The organism is Chryseobacterium paludis, from assembly GCF_025403485.1.
Lineage (GTDB): Bacteria > Bacteroidota > Bacteroidia > Flavobacteriales > Weeksellaceae > Chryseobacterium > Chryseobacterium paludis.
In genome coordinates this window covers 2,456,954-2,477,274 of sequence record NZ_CP099966.1, presented here as the reverse complement: position 1 = coordinate 2,477,274, position 20,321 = coordinate 2,456,954, and the positions used below count along the sequence as shown (strand labels likewise).

Here is a 20,321-nt window from a genome sequence, read left to right as displayed (position 1 = left end):
TGATTTTTATCATCTGTGTTAATTATTGTTAATTATTGTTATAATTTTTTTAGTTAAATTATTTTTTATAGATTTGCAAAAAATACATAGATTTTTTAAGAAAATTGTAATTTAACTAATATGAACTATCAACTGGACGAAATAGACAAAAAGATTCTTGATTTCTTAGTAGAAAACACAAGAATGCCTTTTACTGAAATTGCTAAACAGATGGATGTGTCTGCGGGTACAATTCACGTAAGAGTGAAAAAAATGGAAGATGCAGGTATTATTTTGGGGTCATCCCTTAATATCGATTATGGTAAGTTGGACTATCATTTTACAGCCTTCATCGGAGTTCTTTTAACTAAATCAAACCGTACGCAAGAGGTTTTAAAGGAATTAACAACTATTCCTAATGTAATCGAAGCGAGCGTGATTTCTGGAAAATATAATATTTTCTGTAAAGTAAGAGCTAAGAATACTGAAGATGCGAAGAGAATTATCTATCAAATAGATGATATTCAGGACGTAATGAGAACTGAGAGTATGATTTCTATGGAAGAATACTTAAGTGATAAGAATAGATTAATCAACGCTATTTCTATTTAATCAAATTGTAAACGAATAATTATAGAAGAACTTATGAAATTACTCATAAGTTCTTTATTTTTGTACCTATGGAAGAATACAGTTACTTTGATGAAGATCCAAAGAAAGGATGGGGTTTTATTTTAGCATTTGCATCTTTAATGCTATTTACGATCATGGGGTTGGGGATAGATGTGGATGAGTATTTACAACACGAATATCTTAATATTCCAAGATGGTACTTCTATATCATTTTTTCTTTAGATCTATTGATGATGGTCAGCCTTGTTCTGATGTTCTTCTATAAAAAAATTGGGATCTTTACTTTTCCCGTATTATTGGTTTTGCACTTCTTTATGCACAACTATTATCTGTCTACATTTTTATATACAGATGTTACCAACCTTTTCCTTTTTACAGGATTTGGTATGCTGGCTATAATTCCCAAATGGAAATTCTTTAAATAGTATATATGGCCTTCATTTTTGAAGGCTTTTTTGTATTATAAAGTGGGTCGGCAATCTTGCTGATCCAATAAGTATATCCTTGAATTGTTTTATCTAAAATAAATCAGACAGACTTGTCTGTCCGTATGATGTTTTATTGTATATTTGTTGTACAAACATATTACTATGACATCTCCTAAAGAAAGAATTGTAGAAACTACACTGAAATTGTTTTCTACACAGGGATATAATTCAACAGGGATCAATCAAATCATTTCGGAAGCGAGTGTAGCTAAAGCAAGCTTTTATCAGCATTTTAAATCCAAAGAGGATTTATGTGTTGAATTTCTCAATACAAGACATCATTATTGGTTTAATGAGCTGGAGAGTTTCATTGCAACAGGAAAAAACTATAAAGATAGGATAATTGCTTCTTTTGATTTTCTGATCTATATGAACAATAAGGAGAACTTTAGAGGATGTAGTTTTTTGAACATCTTATCAGAAATCCCTATAGATAATACTAAAATATTAAATGCCATTCAGGACCATAAACTGGAGCTTCGGAATTATTTTAAAAAAATGTTATCGGATGATATATGTGATCATATTTATCTTCTTTTTGAAAGCAGTATAATAGAGAGCCAGCTATTTAAGTCGAATGAATTAGTAGAGAAATCTAAAAGAATAGTGACCAATTTAATACAATAATAATGGAACAGAAACACCCACTTCCACCTTTCACTCTAGAAACGGCAAAGGAAAAAATTCAATTGGCAGAAGATGCCTGGAACAGTCAGGATCCTGAAAGAGTCTCCAAAGCTTATACAGAAGATAGTGAATGGAGAAACAGAGATCGATTTATAAACGGAAGAGGAGAAATTGTTGAATTTCTTCGTCAAAAATGGGAAAGAGAACTTAATTATAAACTTAAAAAAGAATATTGGGCACATACGGATAATCGCATCGCTGTTCGATTTGAATATGAATATCAGACAAAAAATGGGGATTGGTACAGAGCCTACGGAAATGAAAATTGGGAGTTTGACGAGAATGGGCTTATGCAAAAAAGATACGCAAGCATTAATGATCTTGCTATAAAAGAAGAAGATCGGAAATTCAAAAACTAAAAAGATTAAAAGCATCCCATTGGGATGCTTTTAATGAATATTTTAAAGATAAATTATTTCTCTAAAATTCTTTTTACTGCTTCTTTTACGGCAGCAGAATCAATTTTATATTTTTTCATTAGTTCAGCAGGAGTAGCGGATTCTCCGAAAGTATCATGTACTGCAACGAATTCCTGTCTTGTAGGTCTTTTTCTTGCCAACATTCCAGCAATAGACTCTCCTAAACCTCCTAAATAGTTGTGCTCTTCAGCAGTAACAATTTTTCCGGTTTTTTCAACTGATTTTAAGATGATTTCCTCGTCTAACGGTTTAATAGTATGGATATTGATCACTTCACAAGAGATCCCTTCTTTTTCAAGCTCATCTGCGGCCACAAGAGACTCCCAAACCAAATGTCCTGTTGCGACAATCGTTACATCCGTACCTTCTTGTAAAAGAATTCCTTTTCCAATTTCGAAAGGCATATCTTCAGGAATGAATACAGGAACTGTAGGTCTTCCGAATCTTAAATATACCGGGCCTTCAAAATCGGCGATAGCAATAGTAGCTGCTTTTGTCTGGTTGTAGTCACATGGGTTGATTACCGTCATTCCAGGAAGCATTTTCATCATACCGATGTCTTCTAATACCTGGTGTGTAGCTCCATCTTCTCCTAATGTAAGACCAGCGTGAGAAGCACAGATCTTTACATTTTTCCCTGAATAAGCGACAGACTGACGAATTTGATCATATACTCTTGAAGTAGAGAAATTGGCGAAAGTTCCCGTGAAAGGAATTTTCCCCGTAATACTAAGACCTGCAGCTATACCAATCATGTTAGCTTCAGCAATTCCTATCTGGAAAAATCTTTCTGGTGCTTTTTCAATGAATTTTTCCATTTTCAAAGAACCAATAAGGTCTGCACAAAGTGCTACTACATTTGGATTTTTATCAGCAAGTTCAGCTAATCCGGCTCCGAATCCTGAACGTGTATCCTTTTTTTCTGTATATGTATATTTCATTTTTATTTTTTTAATCTAGATTTTTTAAATAATTATTTAATTTCTTCTTATCAGATTGATTAAGTGTTTCCTGAATAGTATTGAGATAAAGAACTTCACGTCTTATTTCATCTAAAGTCAGTTTAATTCCTACATTATGTCCGGAAGATTGTGTAAGGTACATATCACAGACTTGACCTACATAATTTCTTACATGTCCTTTAAGCTCTTTAAAATCAAAGCTAGGAAGATCTTTTTCGAAATTTTTGCAATGTGAAGGAAGTCCTTTCCAAAGAGTTTCACTTGGAATATTGGTAATAGCCAAGCTTCCATCTTCATCCTGATTCTTTTTGTAGTCTGAAGTATAATCCGGAATGTAATAATAGGCCTGATCTGAATATGGATCTATAGCCGCCGTTGCTGAATCAGCAATAACTGCTGTAGAATCTGTTACTGCATATGCAGAATCATTTTTTGCATATTCTTCTTCCTGTTTTTTATAGGCAATCATGATAGAGTCCTGCTTTCTTTGCTGATCAGTCATTGCTTTTTTATGATCAAAAAACACCTGATCTTTAGAATCTTTAATTGAAGCCAAAACGAAATACTCTTTGTCATAAGTTTTTTCAGGACCCGCTTTTAAAATAAGTCCGCTTAAACCTGAATTTTTCATTTTGATACCTGGAAGATATTGATTCAAAAGTCCACTAAATACACTCATGTTATTAATAGATGACTGATCATCAATACATAATTTCAAATCTTCATTTTCCTTTTTTGTACCATCCTTTGATCGGTAATTGATCAGATAATGTGAACAAGATGTTCCTAAAATAGTTTCTTTTGTACCCAGCTTCTTGGCTTCCAAAGTATACTCTTCCTTCTCTCCATAACCGTAATTGCTATAACCAAGATACATCAATGCACCCAACCCTGATCCACTAAGACGGCTGTTCATTTCTAATGAAACAGAAGTTGTTCCTAATGCATCTGTATAGTAATACATTGGAACATCCTTAATGTTCAATTTGGTAAGAAATTCATTGTTGTTACTTGCAAACATTTTTAAAGATAGCATAGGAGCTTTTTTATCAATCATCTGATAATTGAACTCTTTAGCAAAAGAAATCTTTTTCTCTTGCGCTATTCCCAAAATAAAGCTTGTAAGCAGACAGATTAAGATGAATTTTTTCATGGAAAACTTAATAAATGTGATCATCTAAGATATTAGTAATCTGCCGGAGCTTCCAAATAAAGTTGTTTGAATGCTGTTTCCAACTGCTCATCATTAGGAGCTTTACCATGCCAAGCGTGACTTCCCATCATAAAATCAACTCCAGCACCCATTTCTGTATGAAGGATAATAGCAACAGGCTTTTCTTTCCCCGTTTCGGCTTTTGCTCTCTCAAGAATAGCGATCACTGCCTCAAGGTCGTTACCGTTTTTCTCTTCTAAAACAGTCCATCCAAATGCTTCCAATTTAGCATGTAGATTTCCTAAACTTAATACATCATCTGTGTCACCATCGATCTGACGACCGTTATAGTCAATAGTAGAGATAATATTATCTACTTTTTTAGCAGCAGCAAACATTAAAGCTTCCCAAACCTGACCTTCTTGTAATTCTCCGTCTCCATGAAGAGAGTAAACTAATGATTGGTCACCATCTAATTTCTTCCCTAAAGCAACCCCTAAAGCAACAGAAAGTCCTTGTCCTAAAGATCCTGAAGAAATACGGATTCCAGGTAATCCCTCGTGAGTAGTCGGGTGACCCTGTAATCTTGAATTTAGCTTTCTGAAAGTTTTTAATTCTTCTACCGGAAAAAAGCCAAATCTAGCTAAAGTAGAATAATAAACCGGTGAAATGTGACCATTTGAAAGATAGAAATGATCTTCATTTTTACCTTCCATAGTGAAAGGAAGATGATAGTTCAATACTTTCCCATAAAGTGCTGTGAAGTACTCTGTACAACCTAAACTTCCGCCTGGATGTCCTGAATTAACAGCATGAACCATTCTTAAAATGTCTCTTCTGATTTGCGTAGTAAGAGATTTTAACTCTTCGATACTTTTACTCATTATATCTGATTTATTTGCACGCGAATTTACAATTTTTTAATGGCTTATGGAAATACAAAATCCGAGCGGAAAACTCGGATTTTGAATTATTTAAAGAATTTATCTTTTTAGCAGCCTTCGTTAAGGGATACTGAAATTTCAGTGACAATATTATTAACCATCTTGAAAGATAATACTGTTCCTGCATCAGTGTCGTTCAGTATGAAATAACTTTCATTTTTAACCTGTTTCCCTTGGTCATCCCATCCAGGATATGTACTGTAGCTTGGATAATTTTTGTAAGCATTAATGATATCATCTTTCGTACTTCCAACACCAATACCACTTTTTGTTTTAAATTTCTTACTGGTAGTAGAAACACCATATATACTGTAACCATTGGTCTCTTTCCCTTCATTATCATATTCCTGGGAGGTGCTGATCATAATGGTTTCTCCACTGTACTTTACCGAATTTTTAAATTCTCCATTCGTTAATCTTAATTTTGCTCCGGAATACTTTTCAATCTCTGCACTTTTCATAAATACTTTATAAGGTCCGATTCTTAATGTTGAAACCTCAAAACTTTCCTGTGCAGAAAGAAAGCCACAAGCAAAAAGAACCAATAAAAGTGGAATAATTTTTTTCATATTATTTTGTTTTTTTTAAATGTGATTTAGAATTATTTTTTCTGATTAGCCAAAGGCCAAAGAACGTCAGTAAACCATTAATGATAAGTAATTCCAATCCTATTTTAAAGTCACCGAAAATACTTACCTGATATTTATCGATGAAATAAGAAATTATGGGTGCCGCAATACAGACGTAAGGAACAAGTTTATCCTCAACCTTATATTTTGTAAAAATACCAAATGCAAAAAGACCCAAAAGCGGACCGTAAGTGAATCCGGCTAATTTTAAGATCAATCCAATCATGGAATTATCATTGATCATCTTAAAAATAACAACCATTATCAGGAAAGAAAATGCAACGATCAAATGTACATTTTTGCGGAATTTTTCTTTCTTTTTGTCAGTCCAGTCTTTCTTTTCTTTCATTCCAAAAATATCGATACACAATGAAGACGTAAGAGCCGTCATAGCGCCATCCGCACTTGGAAATAAGGCTGAAATTAAAGCTATAATGAATATAATTGAAATAAAACCAGGCATATGATTTAATGCCACTTCAGGGAAAATTTTATCTCCAAAAATCTCTTTACCACCCAATAAGAATTCTTTTTTAGGGATGCCGTCTTTTATGATTTCAGTAAAATGACCTCCTTGGCTTTCTCCAAAAAGATAAAGAAGCCCACCCATATAAAGGAATAATGAAATCACACCCAGTAAAATAAACCCAAGCGTAACCATATTCTTCTGAGAATCCTTTAATCTGGTTACAGAAAGACTTTTCTGCATCATTTCCTGATCTATTCCGGTCATGGTAATGGTAATAAATGCTCCAGCAAGAATCTGCTTTATAAAAAAACCGGGAGAATTAAAATCCATTTCGAATATTTTAGTGTAGCCTTTATCACTCATTGCTGTTAAGCTTTGTCCAACACTTAGATCCAAATGATTAAGCATATAAACGGTACAAATAATCAAGCCCAGGAGCATACATGAAGTCTGTAACGTATCTGTCCATACAATGGTTTTTACGCCACCTTCATAAGTATAAAGAATAATCATCGCAAGAATGATCAAAGTGGTTACAATAAACGGAACTCCTAAATTATCCAATATAGTTACCTGAAGAATATTGACAACCAAATATAACCTGGCTGTAGCACCTACCAATCTTGAGACAATGAATATCCACGCTCCTGATTTGTATGAAAGTTGTCCCATTCTCTGCTGAAGATAGCCATAAATTGAAGTTAGTTTTAATCGGTAGTATAAAGGGAGTAGGACGTAAGCAACGACAATATAACCTATAAGGTACCCTAGTGTAATCTGTAAATAAGAAAAACTGTCTTTACCCACTGCACCTGGAACACTCACAAAAGTTACCCCCGAAAGAGAGGTGCCGATCATTCCAAAGGCAACGAGCATCCAGTTACTTTTACGGTTTCCAATAAAGAAACTCTCATTGTCACTTCCCTTACCCGTTTTATAAGCTACCCAAAGGAGCAGCGCAAAGTATACAACGATAATGGACAATAATATAACTGGAGACATATTTTTTGCAATTAAAATTTTACAAATATAGTTTTTTTATGTTCTGATAAAAAAGAAAAACCTTTCAGGGTAGATTCCTGAAAGGTTTACAAAGTATTTTTTCTCGTCAGCTAGACTACGACGTCCTGTAGGTCTTCGTTCTTCTGGAAAGTAGCTTTCGCAAAAGGACAAAGCGCAATTATTTTTTTGCCTTGTTTTCTTGCGAAATCTACTGCCGCTAAAACCATGTCTTTACCAACGCCTTTTCCGTTGTACGCTTCTTCTACTTCTGTATGATCAATAATGAATCTTTCTTCTCCAGCCCAGGTATAAGTCATTAATCCTGCGCGGTTTCCGTCTATGAAAGCCTCAAAACTTCCGTGTTTTTCGTCGTTGTTTTGTTTTACCTCTGTCATATTATGAAAATTTGGTTAGTATTTCTATATCGTTTGTTAAAATTTTATGAATAGGGCAGGCATCAGCAATAGTGTGAAGCCTTTTCATTTGATCATCATCCAGGTTGGTTCCTTCAAAGCTGATATTTCTTGTGAAAACAGCTCTTTTGGAAAGCGGAAAGTTTTCCAGATCAACCTCTACGTTAATCTTCTCTACATCCCATTCTTTCCTGTCGATGTACATTCTTAAAGTCGCAGCAGTACAGCTCGCCAAAGAAGTGGCCAGAATTTCAAAAGGATTGAAACCTTTATTTTGTCCTCCTTTATCAATGGGTTCGTCCGTAATGATCTTATTTTCACCGGCTATTACTTCCGTATAATATTTTGTTTTTCCTAAACTTGCTTTTACGGTTACCCCCATTATTTTTCAGTATTGAATTTGTAACTCAATGCCCCTGAAGGACATTGCTCGATTTGATCTTTAAGTTCTTGTGTTGTTGCGTTCTCAACCTTTATCCAGGGTCTGTCCTTAGGGTTATAAACTTGCGGAAGCAATTTTACACAAATTGCGGAATGGATACATTTTTTTGGCATCCAGATCACAGCAAGATCTCCATTATTATATTCGTGCGTTTCCATTATTCTTCTTTTAATATTTTTTCGATTCTTCTGTCAGGAATGAGCCATATAAGAGCAACGATGTAATAAAAACAGATAGCAATATAAGGATAAAAAAAAGAAGTTACGATTCCTGTTATGTAAAATACAATTGAAATGTATTCTTTAAATTTTGAATGTATTGCATCTTTTAATTTTGAATTTTCCCCTTCACATTGTACAATTAAATTCTCCATGATAGTATATGCAATGGCACACATAATCAGTCCAATACCATAAGCGGCAACAGGATTTTTAGCAAAACGGGTATTTCCGATCCACTCTGTTGCAATGGGCATCAATGAAAGCCAGAAGAGTAAATGCAGATTTGCCCAAAGTACACTTCCATTAATTTTTTTTGCAGCCTGAAAAAGATGATGGTGATTATTCCAGTAGATCCCAACATAAATAAAACTGAATATGTATGCTAAGAGCTTTGGAACAATGGGCTTAAGGCTCGCCCAGCTATCTCCTTCCGGTACTTTGAGTTCAAGGACCATGATGGTAATGATAATGGCTAAGACACCATCACTGAATGCTTCTAGTCTTCCCTTGGTCATTATCCTGTAATCTGGTTTTTAAAATTTTCAATTTTATCATTCAGTTCTTTGAGCATATCCGGATTGATAACGCCACTTTCCAGATCAAAGTTTTCATAAAACTTTGGTAAGGAAAAAGTATCCTTAACTTCTGCCGCAAATTGCGGGAAAAAGGTTTTTGCAGTATTCATCACATTTCCACCTCCATAGCCACCAGGAGAAGTACTCATTAAAAGCATCGGTTTATTTTGAAATACTTTTACATTAACTCTAGAAGCCCAATCGAAAACATTTTTAAATGCAGCACTATATGACCTGTTATGTTCTGCAAGGGAACAGATAATCACGTCGCAGTCTCCAATTACTTTTAAAAATTTATGAGCAGGATCTGGAAAACCTTTTTTCTCAAGATCCACAGAAAACACAGGCATGTTATAGTCATTCAAATCAATGAGATTGATCTCTTCATTTTGAAAACTTTTTAACACAAATTTTACCAGTTCTCTGTTAATCGAAGTGGAAGAAGTGCTTCCTGCAAATGCTAATATTTTCATTGGTTATTTAAGTTGTTTGGCTCTGATCCAATTTATTTTCTGTTCAAAATTGATTTTGGAAGTGGAACGAAGTCTTGGTCATCTCCAGGAACTAATGGGAAAGCATCATGGTTTTGATCATTCCAGTTTACCTTAGCCTGATCAAGTAATTCTTTATCCGAATTTACGAAATTCCAGAATATAAATCGTTCTTCATCGAAGGGTTCACCTCCGAAAATATAAACAGTAGCATTTTCACTCATTTCAAACTCACATAGCTTAGTGTCTTTGGCTATTAGAAGCTGTTTTGATCCATAAGTATTTCCCTCGATATTTACTGTTCCATCTAAAACGTACATAGCGGCTTCACCATACAGATCCTGTCCTATACTTATTTTCTGTGCGGTTTTGGTTTTTATTTCAATGAAAAATAATTTACTGTGTACAGGAACCGGAGATTTTTTTTCAAATGCTTCTCCAGCAATTAATTTATAATGAATTTCACCATCCTCCCAAACCGGAAGCTCGTCTGCTTCGATATGATGAAAAGTTGGCTCACTTTGCTCCAAGTGTTTTGGAAGTCCTACCCAGATTTGAAAACCATGAAGTTTTTTATCCGTTTCTCTTAAATATTCAGGTGTTCTTTCAGAATGAACAACGCCTTTTCCCGCGGTCATCCAGTTAACTGCTCCAGGTTTTATCTCCATGGCGCTTCCAATGCTGTCACGGTGAAAAATAGAACCCTCAAGCAAATAAGTTAAAGTAGATAGTCCGATATGTGGATGTGGCGGCACATCCAGATTTTGATAATCTTTTAATTCTGATGGTCCCATATGGTCTATAAAAACAAACGGACCAACTGCTCTTTTTTCACGGAAAGGTAAAAGTCTTCCCACCAAAAAATTTCCTATATCTGCAGCTTTTTCTTCTATGATAAGTCCAATATTTGACATAATAATGTGCTCTTTTAAAATTGATTTAATTAAAGTGTTGTTACTTTTTTGTGATATTAAAGTTTACTGTATCCTTCAAATCTGTCATCGACAATACGTTTCCATTCCGGATGCTTTTTAATATAAGCGAAAACATAAGGACAGAGTGGAAGTAATTTTTTGGTATTTTCTTCAATATAACAAAGGGTTTTCTCAACAACAGCTGCCGCGGCTCCTGTTCCTGCTAATTCTGGTTCAGCTTCTGTATGTACTAAAATTATCTGACTGCCCATTTCACGATAATCAATAAAAGCAAAATGTCCGTTTACTTCTATTTCAAATCTTTTCTTTGAGTCATTTTTAACTAAAGGAATATGTTCAAACTCTGATTTCATTATGTATTTTTTTAATTATAATATTTATAATGCTTAAAAGTGTTTCGTTAAAGGTAATAAAAAGCAATAATTAAATAATCGGCTTAAGATTAAGATTATTTAATTATTGCTTAATTTCCTTAATTTGTTAGTTAATCTTCCAGGTATCCAAACTTTCCGGTGTTGAAATCTTCAAAAGCCTGCATGATTTCCTCTCTTGTATTCATTACAAAAGGGCCGTGTGGAAAAATAGGCTCTTTGATTGGTTCTCCGCTAATGATCAGTACGATTGCATCCTCGCTTGCTTCAATAGTAAAATCTTCACCTTGATTTTCAAATAATACGAACTGATCACTTGCAGCCTTTTCGCTTCCGTTCACCATAATACTTCCTTCAATCACAAGAGCTGCGGTATTATAATGGTCAGGAAAATGAAAGTCAGCTTTTCCACCAGCTTTTAACTTAGCATTCATCATATGTACAGGAGTGAAAGTAAAGGCCGGACCTTTATTTCCATTATATTCTCCAGCTATTATTTCAATTGATCCATTTTCTCCAAGATCGACCAATTTCATATCTGAATTCTGAATAGCCTGATACTTTGGTTTACTCATTTTATCCTTAGCAGGAAGGTTTACCCAAAGCTGAACCATCTGAAAAATTCCTCCGGTCTTGGACCATTCTCTTTCATGGTATTCTTTATGCAGAACTCCTTTTGCTGCAGTCATCCATTGTACATCTCCTTCTCCGATTATGCCGCCGCCACCTGAGCTGTCATGATGTTCGACTTTTCCCTTATAAGCTATTGTTACTGTTTCAAAACCTCTGTGTGGATGTACACCCACGCCTCTAGGTTTTTCAGATCCGTTAAAATGAAATTTTGAATTATAATCGAGCATAATAAAAGGATCCATTCTTTTCATGTCCAATCCGGATGCTCCTGGTATAAAGTTATGAACTCTAAAACCATCACCTACAAAATGTGCAGGTTTTGGTGATATCACCATTTCTACTTTTTTAGTTGTCATCATAATGTTGATTTTTTATACAAACAAAAATAGAGTAGATGGAGATCAATTGCATTGATCTGTGTTAAGTTCGTACAGATCTGATTTTCACAGATTTGTTAAGGATTGAGAATAAAGGTGTTATTCTTTGGATTTCATGTTTTTACCATCTGAAATATGAAGCCTTCTGAAGACCAATCCTGAGAGAATCGTAAGTATGCCAACCGTAAGAAAAGTGTAACGGAATGCATTGTGTATTTCTCCTTTAATAAGATCAGTGCTTTCAAATATTTTTAATACAATAAGACCGAAGGCGATCCCAAAACCTATAGCGAGCTGTTGATTTACAGATATCAGAGAATTTCCGCTACTGGTCTGGAAGTTTCGCAAATCTGCGATGGAAATAGTATTCATAGAAGTAAACTGAATGGAATTGAAAAATCCCAAAACAGCAATAATAGGAACAAACCAGTATAAGGAAGTATGGATATTTGGAATAGCAAGCAGGCATATTAATGTTCCGATAATGAATGTATTGACCATTAAGGTCTGGCGATATCCGAATTTGTCTAAGATCTTGATAACTGAAGACTTTCCAAATATCGCTGTTAATGCCATAGGGGCAATAATCCAGCCTGATGTAACTGCAGATTGTTTATAAGCAATCTGTATCATTAAGGGGAGTAATAAAGGAACAGCACTGATTCCTAACCGAGTGGCCATGTTTCCCACAATTCCTACACGGAATGTTCTCACCTGAAATAAGTTTAAAGGAAATATAGGGTTTCCACCTCTTTTTGCATGTCTGTAATAATAGTATAGAAATAAGAAGCCCAGAATAAAAACAAGAAGAACGGGAGTCGTATTCTGTAAATCTCCAAAAAGTTCCAATGAGATAGAAAGCAGGAGAGAGGCTGCCGCAAAAATCATGAATCCTTTTAGATCGAAATCAACATCGTCAGATTTATAATTAGGCATGAATCTAATTCCTAAAATAATTCCTAAAATCCCAATAGGGATATTAATAAGAAAGATCCAGTGCCACGATAGGTAATCTACCATATATCCTCCAACAAGAGGACCGAGGACAGGGCCAATAAGTGCAGGAATAATGGCGAAATTCATCGCTTTTAATAGTTCATTTTTATCAAATGTTTTTATTAAAGCTAATTTTCCAACAGGAGTCATCAAACTGCCACCAACTCCCTGTATTACTCTTGAAATAACAAGGTGCGTGAGGTTCTGTGATAAGGCACAAAATAATGAACCCAGACTAAAGAGTACAAGAGAGAAAATAAAGACCTTTTTCGTTCCGAATCGATCTGCTAAAAAACCACTTGCAGGCATAAAAACCGCTAATGTCAGAACATAACTGATAATAGCGTTCTGCATATTCAAAGGCGATTCCTTCAGATCTTTTGCTATAGAAGGTAAGGAAGTATTTAAAATTGTTGAATCCAGCATCTGCATAAAAATGGCAGTGGCAAGAATCAATGGGAGGATCTTTTTAATAGATGTTGTGGACGAGTTGGTTTCAGACATTTTATATCAGCTAGAATCTTTAAATAATTTATATCAGTAAAATTTCAGCTAATTTGAGTTGATTAAAAATGTAGTAGTGGAATTAAAAGAAGAACCTATTTTCTTTCCTTTGTTTATAAATTGCTCAAATTAACGCATTAAAAAACTTAATAGAATTTATTATTAGATATAAGAAATATCTATAAAATTAAAAAGTCTTGTGAAATTTCACAAGACTTTTTAATTTATTTTTTAGTTTTTTCTACTCCTTTCCATTCATCCCCAGCTTTTCTGTACTGGCTTAAAATAAAAGTTTTGAAATCTGTTGTTTTATACTCAATGTTATCCGTGTTCTGTTCAAATGGCATGATGTAGTAAAAATCAACATCTGTTTTATCTGTTTTATTTCCTTTTTTCACAGAAGGAACATATTTTGAAAACTTATATCCCGGAAGGTATTGCTTTAAAGAAGCATAGAATTTTTTATCTTCTTCACTAGGAATAATATCTACAATATTAAAATCATCTTTCTTCTTGTCGATCCAAAGGTAGTATGTTTTCTCTTCCTGAGTTTTTTTGTTTAGAGAGTTGAATGCAAATAATTCTTTTGGTACCAGTTCCTTAATTTTTTCAGGATCTACTTTTGTGAAATATTCGCCTTGAGAAGGATCCACATACGTTTCGAGATTGTACATCAAAACAGCATTGTTCTCAAAATTTTTATTTTTAAAATATTGATTTAGAGATAATTCCGCTGTTTCTCTTAATTCTTTACCTCTTGCATCTAATTTTTTAGTTAGATTTTGAGGGTTTACTTTTTTTACAAACTCATATAAAACAATTGGTTTTACATCCTTAAGGTGAGGATATGTTTTTAATTGCTCAGCTTTTGCCAGCCAGTAATATTGTTGATAGTAGTTTTCTTTTTCGTTATCCTTTACAGTCTTATAAGTTAGGGCAAGTTTTTTTGAGTTAAGATATTTACCAAATTTACCTTGGCCAAAAGCAAAATTTATGGATAATAAAGCAAAAAAGATAGTAATGGTTCTTCTCATTTTATAAAATTGATTTTTTCGTTTTCCAAATATAATTATTTATTAGATACTATTTTTGATTGTCGGTTAAAATCTGTCAATATTCTTGCTGTTAATTCAAAAGAAAATCCTGTATTGCTACAGGATTAATAAATTTTACTTTAGAAGATAGGATGTGAGGCTTTAGAATCAGATCGGAATAATTTTTATTCTGATGGTCTAACTCCAAAAAATCTATCTCTCAAAGATTAATTATTCATACGATGTTTCATGTACTTTTACTGCCCTTCCACTTGGGTCATTCATCTTTTTAAATGCCTCATCCCATTCTAATGCAATAGGGGTTGAACAAGCAACTGACGGTACAGATGGTACAGTTGCTGCTGCGGTTTCACTTGGGAAATGCTCTTCAAAAATAGTACGGTATCGGTATTCTTCTTTATTTTGAGGAGTGTTCAGTGGAAACCGGAATTTTGCGTTAATCATCATTTCATCGGTAACCTCTTTTTCTGCGACCTCTCTTAAAGTATCAATCCATGAATAGCCAACACCATCAGAGAACTGTTCTTTTTGTCTCCAGACAATAGACTCCGGAAGCGTGTCTTCAAAAGCTTTTCTTAAGATCCATTTTTCTATTTTTCCTTCAGCGACATTGATCATTTTATCCTTCGGATTAATGGACATGGCTATATCCATGAATTCCTTATCCAGAAAAGGAACACGACCTTCAATTCCCCAACTCATTAAAGCTTTATTTGCTCTTAAGCAATCGTACAGGTGAAGCTTTCCTAATTTTCTTACCGTCTCATCATGGAATTCTTTTGCATTCGGTGCTTTATGAAAATATAAATATCCACCAAAAAGTTCATCAGAACCTTCACCAGAGAGTACCATTTTTATTCCCATAGATTTAATAACTCTTGCTAAAAGATACATTGGAGTTGAAGCTCTTATCGTTGTTACATCGTAAGTTTCAAGATGATAAATAACATCGCGAATGGCATCCAACCCTTCTTGTACAGTAAAATTGACTTCATGATGGACAGATCCTATATGTTCTGCGGCTTTTTTAGCGGCTGTAAGATCAGGAGATCCAACCAGTCCTACGGCAAAACTATGCAATCTTGGATACCATGCTTCCTGAGTATCTCCGCTTTCAACTCTTTGTCTTGCATATTTCGCTGTAATTGCAGAAATAACAGAAGAGTCTAAACCTCCGGATAATAATACACCATAAGGAACATCACTCATCAATTGTCTGTGGACGGCATCTTCAAGTCCTTTTCTAAGTTTTTTTATATCACTTTCGTTGTCTTTTACTTCATCGAAGTTTACCCAGTCTCTTTTATACCATTGTTGGATTTCATTGCCATCCTTACTATATATATAGTGTCCCGGTAAAAAAGTCTCTATTGTTTTACATACCCCTTCCAGTGCCTTTAATTCTGAAGCTACATAAAAGTTTCCACTTCTGTCCCAGCCTTGATATAAAGGGCATATTCCCATATGGTCACGAGCAATAAGATAAACATCATTTTTTATGTCATAAAGTGAAAAAGCAAAAATACCATTTAGTTTTTCAAGGAAGTCTTTTCCGTATCTTTCATAAAGAGCCAAAATAACTTCACAGTCAGATTGAGTTTGAAATTCATAGTCAGGGAATTCTTCTTTCAATTCTCTGTGGTTGTATATTTCTCCATTTACAGCTAAGACGGTATTTCCATCTTTAGAAAATAACGGTTGTTTTCCAGAAGTAGGATCCACGATTGCCAATCTTTCATGAGAGAATACTACTTTTTCATTTTGAAAAACACCACTCCAGTCTGGACCCCTATGACGGATTTTTTTTGACATTTCTAAGACCTGAGGTCTCAATATTTCAGTTTTTTGTTTCGCATCAAACAAACATACAATTCCACACATTTTTTATCATTTATTTAGAAACAAAAGTAGGGTTGTAATTTAAAAAAGACAATATAAATTAAATATAAGTTAATATTTTTAACTTATTAATTGAATTTAATTAAAAATATAAATTAATTTAATGAGAATAAATGATTTTGGTTGATATTTTTCACTACAAACTAATGCTACTATTCATACGAAATTAAAACGATATATTTATTAATCTATGGTAATTAATTATATGAATTTTTACATTTACTTTGTGGCTCGAAATAATTTTTTTTCATCATTTGTGTTTTTACCTTCTTGTGACTAATATCACAAGAAGGTTTTGTTTTTATTGGACTCCTAGTAAAACACCTGAGACATTCCATGAGCTGAAACTTGTGCCTTCTGTTGGTCCCTGTGGGATTTTTATCTGGATATTATGTTTACCTGCTTTAAGATCCCCCAATGGAATAAAGTTAGGGTTGGTAAGTGTTCCGGGACACCAGTTTGATCTGCTCAGATCTGAGGAAGAAAGGCCGTCCGGAAAATTTCCTGACGCAGGATTATATAGTCTATAAGATCCACAATCTGTTCTCCATGGTGTGAAAGAGAATGTCATTTTGCCATCTAAGAATATAGAATTGGCCTTTGGAACAAACTCATCACCATTTTCCCATCCGCCATGACCAGTAGTAATGTACCTTAATTGTACATTTTTAAGATCCTTTTTCAAAGTGAATTCTACAAATAGTCCTCTATCTTGATTGAACATTGTTGAATAATCCTGACCAGCCATTTCCATAATATTTACTGTATTGAACAGTGGTAGTACCATATTATTTTTATGAATGGTCTGTTCGCTTTTGTGAATCGTAATATCAAGGCTTACCTTATGTCCACCTTTGTCATAATTACCTATAAATGTACCGATCCAAAGTTCTTTTTCTGATAAAGAAGGCTTTAGATCTGTAATATCCTGTCGGTAAGGACTTATTGTTTGCCAGTCTTTTCCTTTCAACTGGATATGATTAAATTTCTGAATACCAAAAGCGGTAAAGAAACGCATCATTTCAATACCTGGGTCATAGTTTTCCGTTGAAGTAATACCATAATATTGTTTTCCATTTCCATTTTCATAAACAGGAAGTGTTTTGGCTCCTTTTTCCAAACCATCAAAAAAAGATTGCGATTTATCTTGGGGTATGAAAAATACGGTTCCCGTTCTGTCATAGGCGTCACCATTAGATTGTTGCTTTAGTTCAACAAAAATATTTTCACCATCAGATAGTTTAGGAAACTTTACTTTTTTTAAAATGATAGTTCCATTGGCGAATCTTTTTACTTTCTCATCGGATTTTGACTCATCTGAAAAATTAATAATTTCATTTTCAAAGATATTTAAAGTGGTAAACCTGCTTTTCCAGAGAAGATCTTTATATCCTGACAGATCAGTAGTTCTGATCTGACCTTTTATAATGTCATCAATATCCGCTTTCTTAACTTTTTTAATGGAGCTGGCTGTAATTAATGAGTTTTTATTTCGTTCAATTTCTAATACCAAACCCATATTTTGACCTAATGTTGATGGCCCGCCGTTTATTTTTAGATCATTGGTGTACCAAACTTCAATAGTGTTGGAATTTATTTTGGTAACCGCTTTTTTACAGGTGTACCCTAATATTTTCTTAGTTTCACTGGTTAATTCAAAAGTTTGCTTGCTTACCGATTCCTTATCCGATGTAGAAATCGTTTCAGAGGGTTTTAAAAAAGCATAAGAAACGATCGTGTTAGATGGTTTCTCTACTTTTGTAATCTCAAATGGATATTCACTTTTCTTCTCTCTTATTGAATTATTGAGAATATAATTTTCCTCAGAATTTACCCATATAAAGGTAGGAGATTGGTCTGCTTGTTCTTTTCCGTTATAAGAACTGATGTATTGAATTTCATACGTCTGTGCGTTCGTAACAAAAAATACGAAAATAGATAGACTTAATAAAATTCTTTTATACATAGTAATAGGGGTTTATCACAAAGATAGAATTAGTAATACATGTCTATTTTGCGAATTAAAATTGGTTTTTGATATAATAGGTGTTACATATAATAAGAATGTTACGGAATTATAAAAATATTTTTATCATAATATCATAAGATGTCCTTTGGTTTAAAATATTAAGTTCGAGGTGGTGGATTGGTATATAACAAAAAACTACTCCAGGAAAGTGGAGTAGCTGTATGTTAAATAATGAAATTCTAATTAAGCAAGTCTTTCGATCAGTGCCATATAGAACCCATCGTAACCTTCACTAGGCATTACCTTTTCATCTTTGATCAGTTTAAAATCAGGATTGTTTTTAAGGAATTCTTTAACCTGTCCATTGTTTTCAGAAGGTAGGATAGAACATGTCGCATAAACCATTTTTCCACCTTTTTTAAGGATCTTAGAATAATCCTGTAGAATTTGTTGCTGCTCTGTTTTGATCCTGTCAATGAAAGCCTGATCAATTTTCCATTTACTATCCGGATTTCTTTTTAAAACCCCTAAACCTGAACAAGGAGCATCAATAAGAAGTCTGTCAGCTTTTTCATGAAGGCGTTTGATTACTTTATTGTCGGAAATCATGCGGGTTTCAATATTGTGTGCTCCGGCTCTTTTTGCACGACGTTTTAATTCTGCTAATTTCCATTCGTAGATATCTAAAGCGATGATCTGTCCTTTGTTTTCCATTAGAGCAGCAAGGTGAAGCGTCTTTCCACCTGCTCCTGCGCAAGCATCAACGACTCTTTGTCCTTCTTTTACATCAAGAAAATATCCGATTTTTTGAGAAGAGGCATCCTGAACCTCAAATAATCCTTCTTTGAAAGCTGTAGTTAAAAAGACATTCTTTTTTTCTTCTAATTGTACCGCGTCTTGATAATTTCTTACAGTAAAAGCAGTAACACCTTCATCGGATAGATCAGAGATCAGTTCTTTTGGCGTTGTTTTAAGAGAATTCGCTCTTAAAACTGTCGGAGCCTGTTCGTTTAAAGCTCTCATTTCCTTTTCCCAGTTAGCACCTAATTCTTTTTCTAAAGTTTCAGCTAACCATTCCGGGATTGAATGTTCAATTGCTTTTGTAGGAACTGTACCTTTTTTTAATTTAGTAATGATATCAGCGATCTTTACCCCTTCGAATTCTTCAAATCTTTTATAGTTTGTTTTACTCCAAAGCAAATAAGCAATGATCAGTTTATAAACATTATTGGGTTTTACACCTTCTCCCATATAATATTCCAAACGTTTTTTCCAACGTATGATATTGTAAAAAATTTCAGAAACAACGGCTCTGTCCTGACTTCCCCATTTTCTATGAGCCTTTAAAAGTCTTTCAATTACTTTATCGGCGTATTTATTTTTTTCAAAAAATGTTTCTTGTAGGGCATCGTGAATTCCGATTGCTAAGTTTCTGTGAATAAGTTCCATAATTGCTTCTCCTGTTTTCAATCTGCAAAAGTACAAATTATAGTTGAGAATTAATACTTGAGAGATTTAGCCTTCTGAAGAGAAGAAGTGGATTTGAAAATAAAGGCAGAAGTAGTATAAAATGTTGCTTCCTCTAATAAACCAATCTATCTTCTCTCTTTGTTCTTTTCTCTTAACTCTTGGTTTTCGAATTCCATTTCCATCTCTTGACTCTATCATTCAAAAAGCTCTACCTTTGTAGAAATTTAAAGATATGAGTGATATTGTACTTTGTCCAAAGTGTGGTTCTGAATTTACTTATCCAAGTGATAATATGACGGTATGTTCTCAGTGTTTCTATGAATGGAATGCGGAGGAAGTTACTGCTGAAGCTGCAAATTCAGGAAAAATACTGGATTCCAATGGAAATGAATTGCAGGATGGAGATTCTGTAGTAGTCATTAAAGACTTACCGGTAAAAGGTGCTCCTAAGCCAGTAAAGGCAGGGACTAAAGTAAAAAATATCCGTTTACGACCAGATAGTGATCATAATATAGATTGTAAAATTGATGGTTTTGGATCAATGGCACTAAAATCGGAGTTTGTAAAGAAAGCTTAGAAGAAATTTCTTAACTATATTGGTGCGT

General features: G+C 34.0%; 23 protein-coding genes. 5 read left to right on the top strand and 18 right to left on the bottom strand.

Translation table 11 applies throughout. The features are described from left to right. Positions 1 to 120 precede the first annotated feature (120 nt). The 4 genes from NG806_RS11095 to NG806_RS11080 all read left to right on the top strand — a co-directional run bounded on the left by NG806_RS11095 (position 121) and on the right by NG806_RS11080 (position 2,146). Positions 121 to 591 carry an Lrp/AsnC family transcriptional regulator gene (locus NG806_RS11095; protein WP_214828877.1) on the top strand — a complete coding sequence of 157 codons (471 nt, stop codon included), beginning with the start codon at positions 121 to 123 and terminating at the stop codon, positions 589 to 591. Positions 592 to 659: 68 nt separating this feature from the next. After that, the gene (locus tag NG806_RS11090) at positions 660 to 1,037 is read left to right on the top strand and encodes a hypothetical protein (protein ID WP_214828879.1); all 378 of its coding nucleotides are present in this window, start codon (positions 660 to 662) and stop codon (positions 1,035 to 1,037) included. Positions 1,038 to 1,202: 165 nt separating this feature from the next. Beyond that, on the top strand, positions 1,203 to 1,727 hold the full coding sequence (locus NG806_RS11085) for a TetR/AcrR family transcriptional regulator (RefSeq protein ID WP_261513078.1): 525 nt from the start codon (positions 1,203 to 1,205) through the stop codon (positions 1,725 to 1,727). Positions 1,728 to 1,729: 2 nt separating this feature from the next. Then, positions 1,730 to 2,146, top strand: a complete 417-nt coding sequence (locus NG806_RS11080) for a nuclear transport factor 2 family protein (protein ID WP_261513077.1) — start codon at positions 1,730 to 1,732, stop codon at positions 2,144 to 2,146. A 53-nt stretch (positions 2,147 to 2,199) separates the two neighbouring features. On the opposite strand, the gene NG806_RS11075 is transcribed toward NG806_RS11080, so the two are convergent. From NG806_RS11075 to NG806_RS10990, 18 genes are all read right to left on the bottom strand, one after another. Continuing rightward, entirely contained in the window at positions 2,200 to 3,147 is a 948-nt protein-coding gene (locus NG806_RS11075; protein WP_214828891.1) for a transketolase family protein, read from the bottom strand. A gap of 10 nt (positions 3,148 to 3,157) precedes the next feature. After that, positions 3,158 to 4,321 (bottom strand): hypothetical protein, encoded by a 1,164-nt coding sequence (locus NG806_RS11070; RefSeq protein ID WP_261513076.1) that lies wholly within the window; start codon positions 4,319 to 4,321, stop codon positions 3,158 to 3,160. A gap of 32 nt (positions 4,322 to 4,353) precedes the next feature. Then, positions 4,354 to 5,208, bottom strand: coding sequence for a transketolase (locus tag NG806_RS11065; RefSeq protein ID WP_353050475.1), 855 nt, complete (start codon positions 5,206 to 5,208; stop codon positions 4,354 to 4,356). A gap of 104 nt (positions 5,209 to 5,312) precedes the next feature. Then, on the bottom strand, positions 5,313 to 5,834 hold the full coding sequence (locus NG806_RS11060) for a hypothetical protein (protein ID WP_261513075.1): 522 nt from the start codon (positions 5,832 to 5,834) through the stop codon (positions 5,313 to 5,315). Between the two features lies 1 nt (position 5,835). After that, positions 5,836 to 7,365, bottom strand: a complete 1,530-nt coding sequence (locus NG806_RS11055) for a sodium:solute symporter (protein WP_214828899.1) — start codon at positions 7,363 to 7,365, stop codon at positions 5,836 to 5,838. Positions 7,366 to 7,475: 110 nt separating this feature from the next. Next, positions 7,476 to 7,760 (bottom strand): GNAT family N-acetyltransferase, encoded by a 285-nt coding sequence (locus NG806_RS11050; RefSeq protein ID WP_214828901.1) that lies wholly within the window; start codon positions 7,758 to 7,760, stop codon positions 7,476 to 7,478. Between the two features lies 1 nt (position 7,761). Then, positions 7,762 to 8,160 (bottom strand): OsmC family protein, encoded by a 399-nt coding sequence (locus tag NG806_RS11045; protein WP_214828903.1) that lies wholly within the window; start codon positions 8,158 to 8,160, stop codon positions 7,762 to 7,764. After that, on the bottom strand, positions 8,160 to 8,378 hold the full coding sequence (locus tag NG806_RS11040; protein WP_214828905.1) for a (4Fe-4S)-binding protein: 219 nt from the start codon (positions 8,376 to 8,378) through the stop codon (positions 8,160 to 8,162). Before NG806_RS11040 ends, NG806_RS11045 begins: the two co-directional genes overlap by 1 nt. Then, positions 8,378 to 8,956 (bottom strand): TMEM175 family protein, encoded by a 579-nt coding sequence (locus NG806_RS11035; protein ID WP_214828907.1) that lies wholly within the window; start codon positions 8,954 to 8,956, stop codon positions 8,378 to 8,380. Before NG806_RS11035 ends, NG806_RS11040 begins: the two co-directional genes overlap by 1 nt. After that, on the bottom strand, positions 8,956 to 9,489 hold the full coding sequence (locus NG806_RS11030) for an NADPH-dependent FMN reductase (RefSeq protein ID WP_261513073.1): 534 nt from the start codon (positions 9,487 to 9,489) through the stop codon (positions 8,956 to 8,958). Before NG806_RS11030 ends, NG806_RS11035 begins: the two co-directional genes overlap by 1 nt. A 32-nt stretch (positions 9,490 to 9,521) precedes the next feature. Continuing rightward, positions 9,522 to 10,421: a pirin family protein gene (locus NG806_RS11025; protein ID WP_261513072.1), complete on the bottom strand. Its 900-nt coding sequence runs from the start codon at positions 10,419 to 10,421 to the stop codon at positions 9,522 to 9,524. Positions 10,422 to 10,477: 56 nt separating this feature from the next. After that, on the bottom strand, positions 10,478 to 10,795 hold the full coding sequence (locus NG806_RS11020) for a GNAT family N-acetyltransferase (protein ID WP_261513071.1): 318 nt from the start codon (positions 10,793 to 10,795) through the stop codon (positions 10,478 to 10,480). Between the two features lie 131 nt (positions 10,796 to 10,926). Then, entirely contained in the window at positions 10,927 to 11,802 is an 876-nt protein-coding gene (locus NG806_RS11015; protein WP_214829218.1) for a pirin family protein, read from the bottom strand. Positions 11,803 to 11,922: 120 nt separating this feature from the next. Then, the gene (locus tag NG806_RS11010; protein WP_261513070.1) at positions 11,923 to 13,323 is read right to left on the bottom strand and encodes an MFS transporter; all 1,401 of its coding nucleotides are present in this window, start codon (positions 13,321 to 13,323) and stop codon (positions 11,923 to 11,925) included. A gap of 224 nt (positions 13,324 to 13,547) precedes the next feature. Further along, positions 13,548 to 14,357 (bottom strand): hypothetical protein, encoded by an 810-nt coding sequence (locus tag NG806_RS11005; protein WP_214828924.1) that lies wholly within the window; start codon positions 14,355 to 14,357, stop codon positions 13,548 to 13,550. Between the two features lie 231 nt (positions 14,358 to 14,588). Then, positions 14,589 to 16,259 carry an asparagine synthase B gene (gene asnB / locus NG806_RS11000; RefSeq protein WP_261513069.1) on the bottom strand — a complete coding sequence of 557 codons (1,671 nt, stop codon included), beginning with the start codon at positions 16,257 to 16,259 and terminating at the stop codon, positions 14,589 to 14,591. Between the two features lie 319 nt (positions 16,260 to 16,578). Then, positions 16,579 to 18,243: a GLPGLI family protein gene (locus NG806_RS10995; protein WP_261513068.1), complete on the bottom strand. Its 1,665-nt coding sequence runs from the start codon at positions 18,241 to 18,243 to the stop codon at positions 16,579 to 16,581. Positions 18,244 to 18,489: 246 nt separating this feature from the next. Further along, on the bottom strand, positions 18,490 to 19,695 hold the full coding sequence (locus NG806_RS10990) for an RsmB/NOP family class I SAM-dependent RNA methyltransferase (protein ID WP_214829224.1): 1,206 nt from the start codon (positions 19,693 to 19,695) through the stop codon (positions 18,490 to 18,492). 253 nt (positions 19,696 to 19,948) lie between these two features. On the opposite strand from NG806_RS10990, the gene NG806_RS10985 reads away from it, so the two are divergent. Continuing rightward, positions 19,949 to 20,293 carry a zinc ribbon domain-containing protein YjdM gene (locus tag NG806_RS10985; RefSeq protein WP_214828930.1) on the top strand — a complete coding sequence of 115 codons (345 nt, stop codon included), beginning with the start codon at positions 19,949 to 19,951 and terminating at the stop codon, positions 20,291 to 20,293. Positions 20,294 to 20,321: the final 28 nt, after the last annotated feature.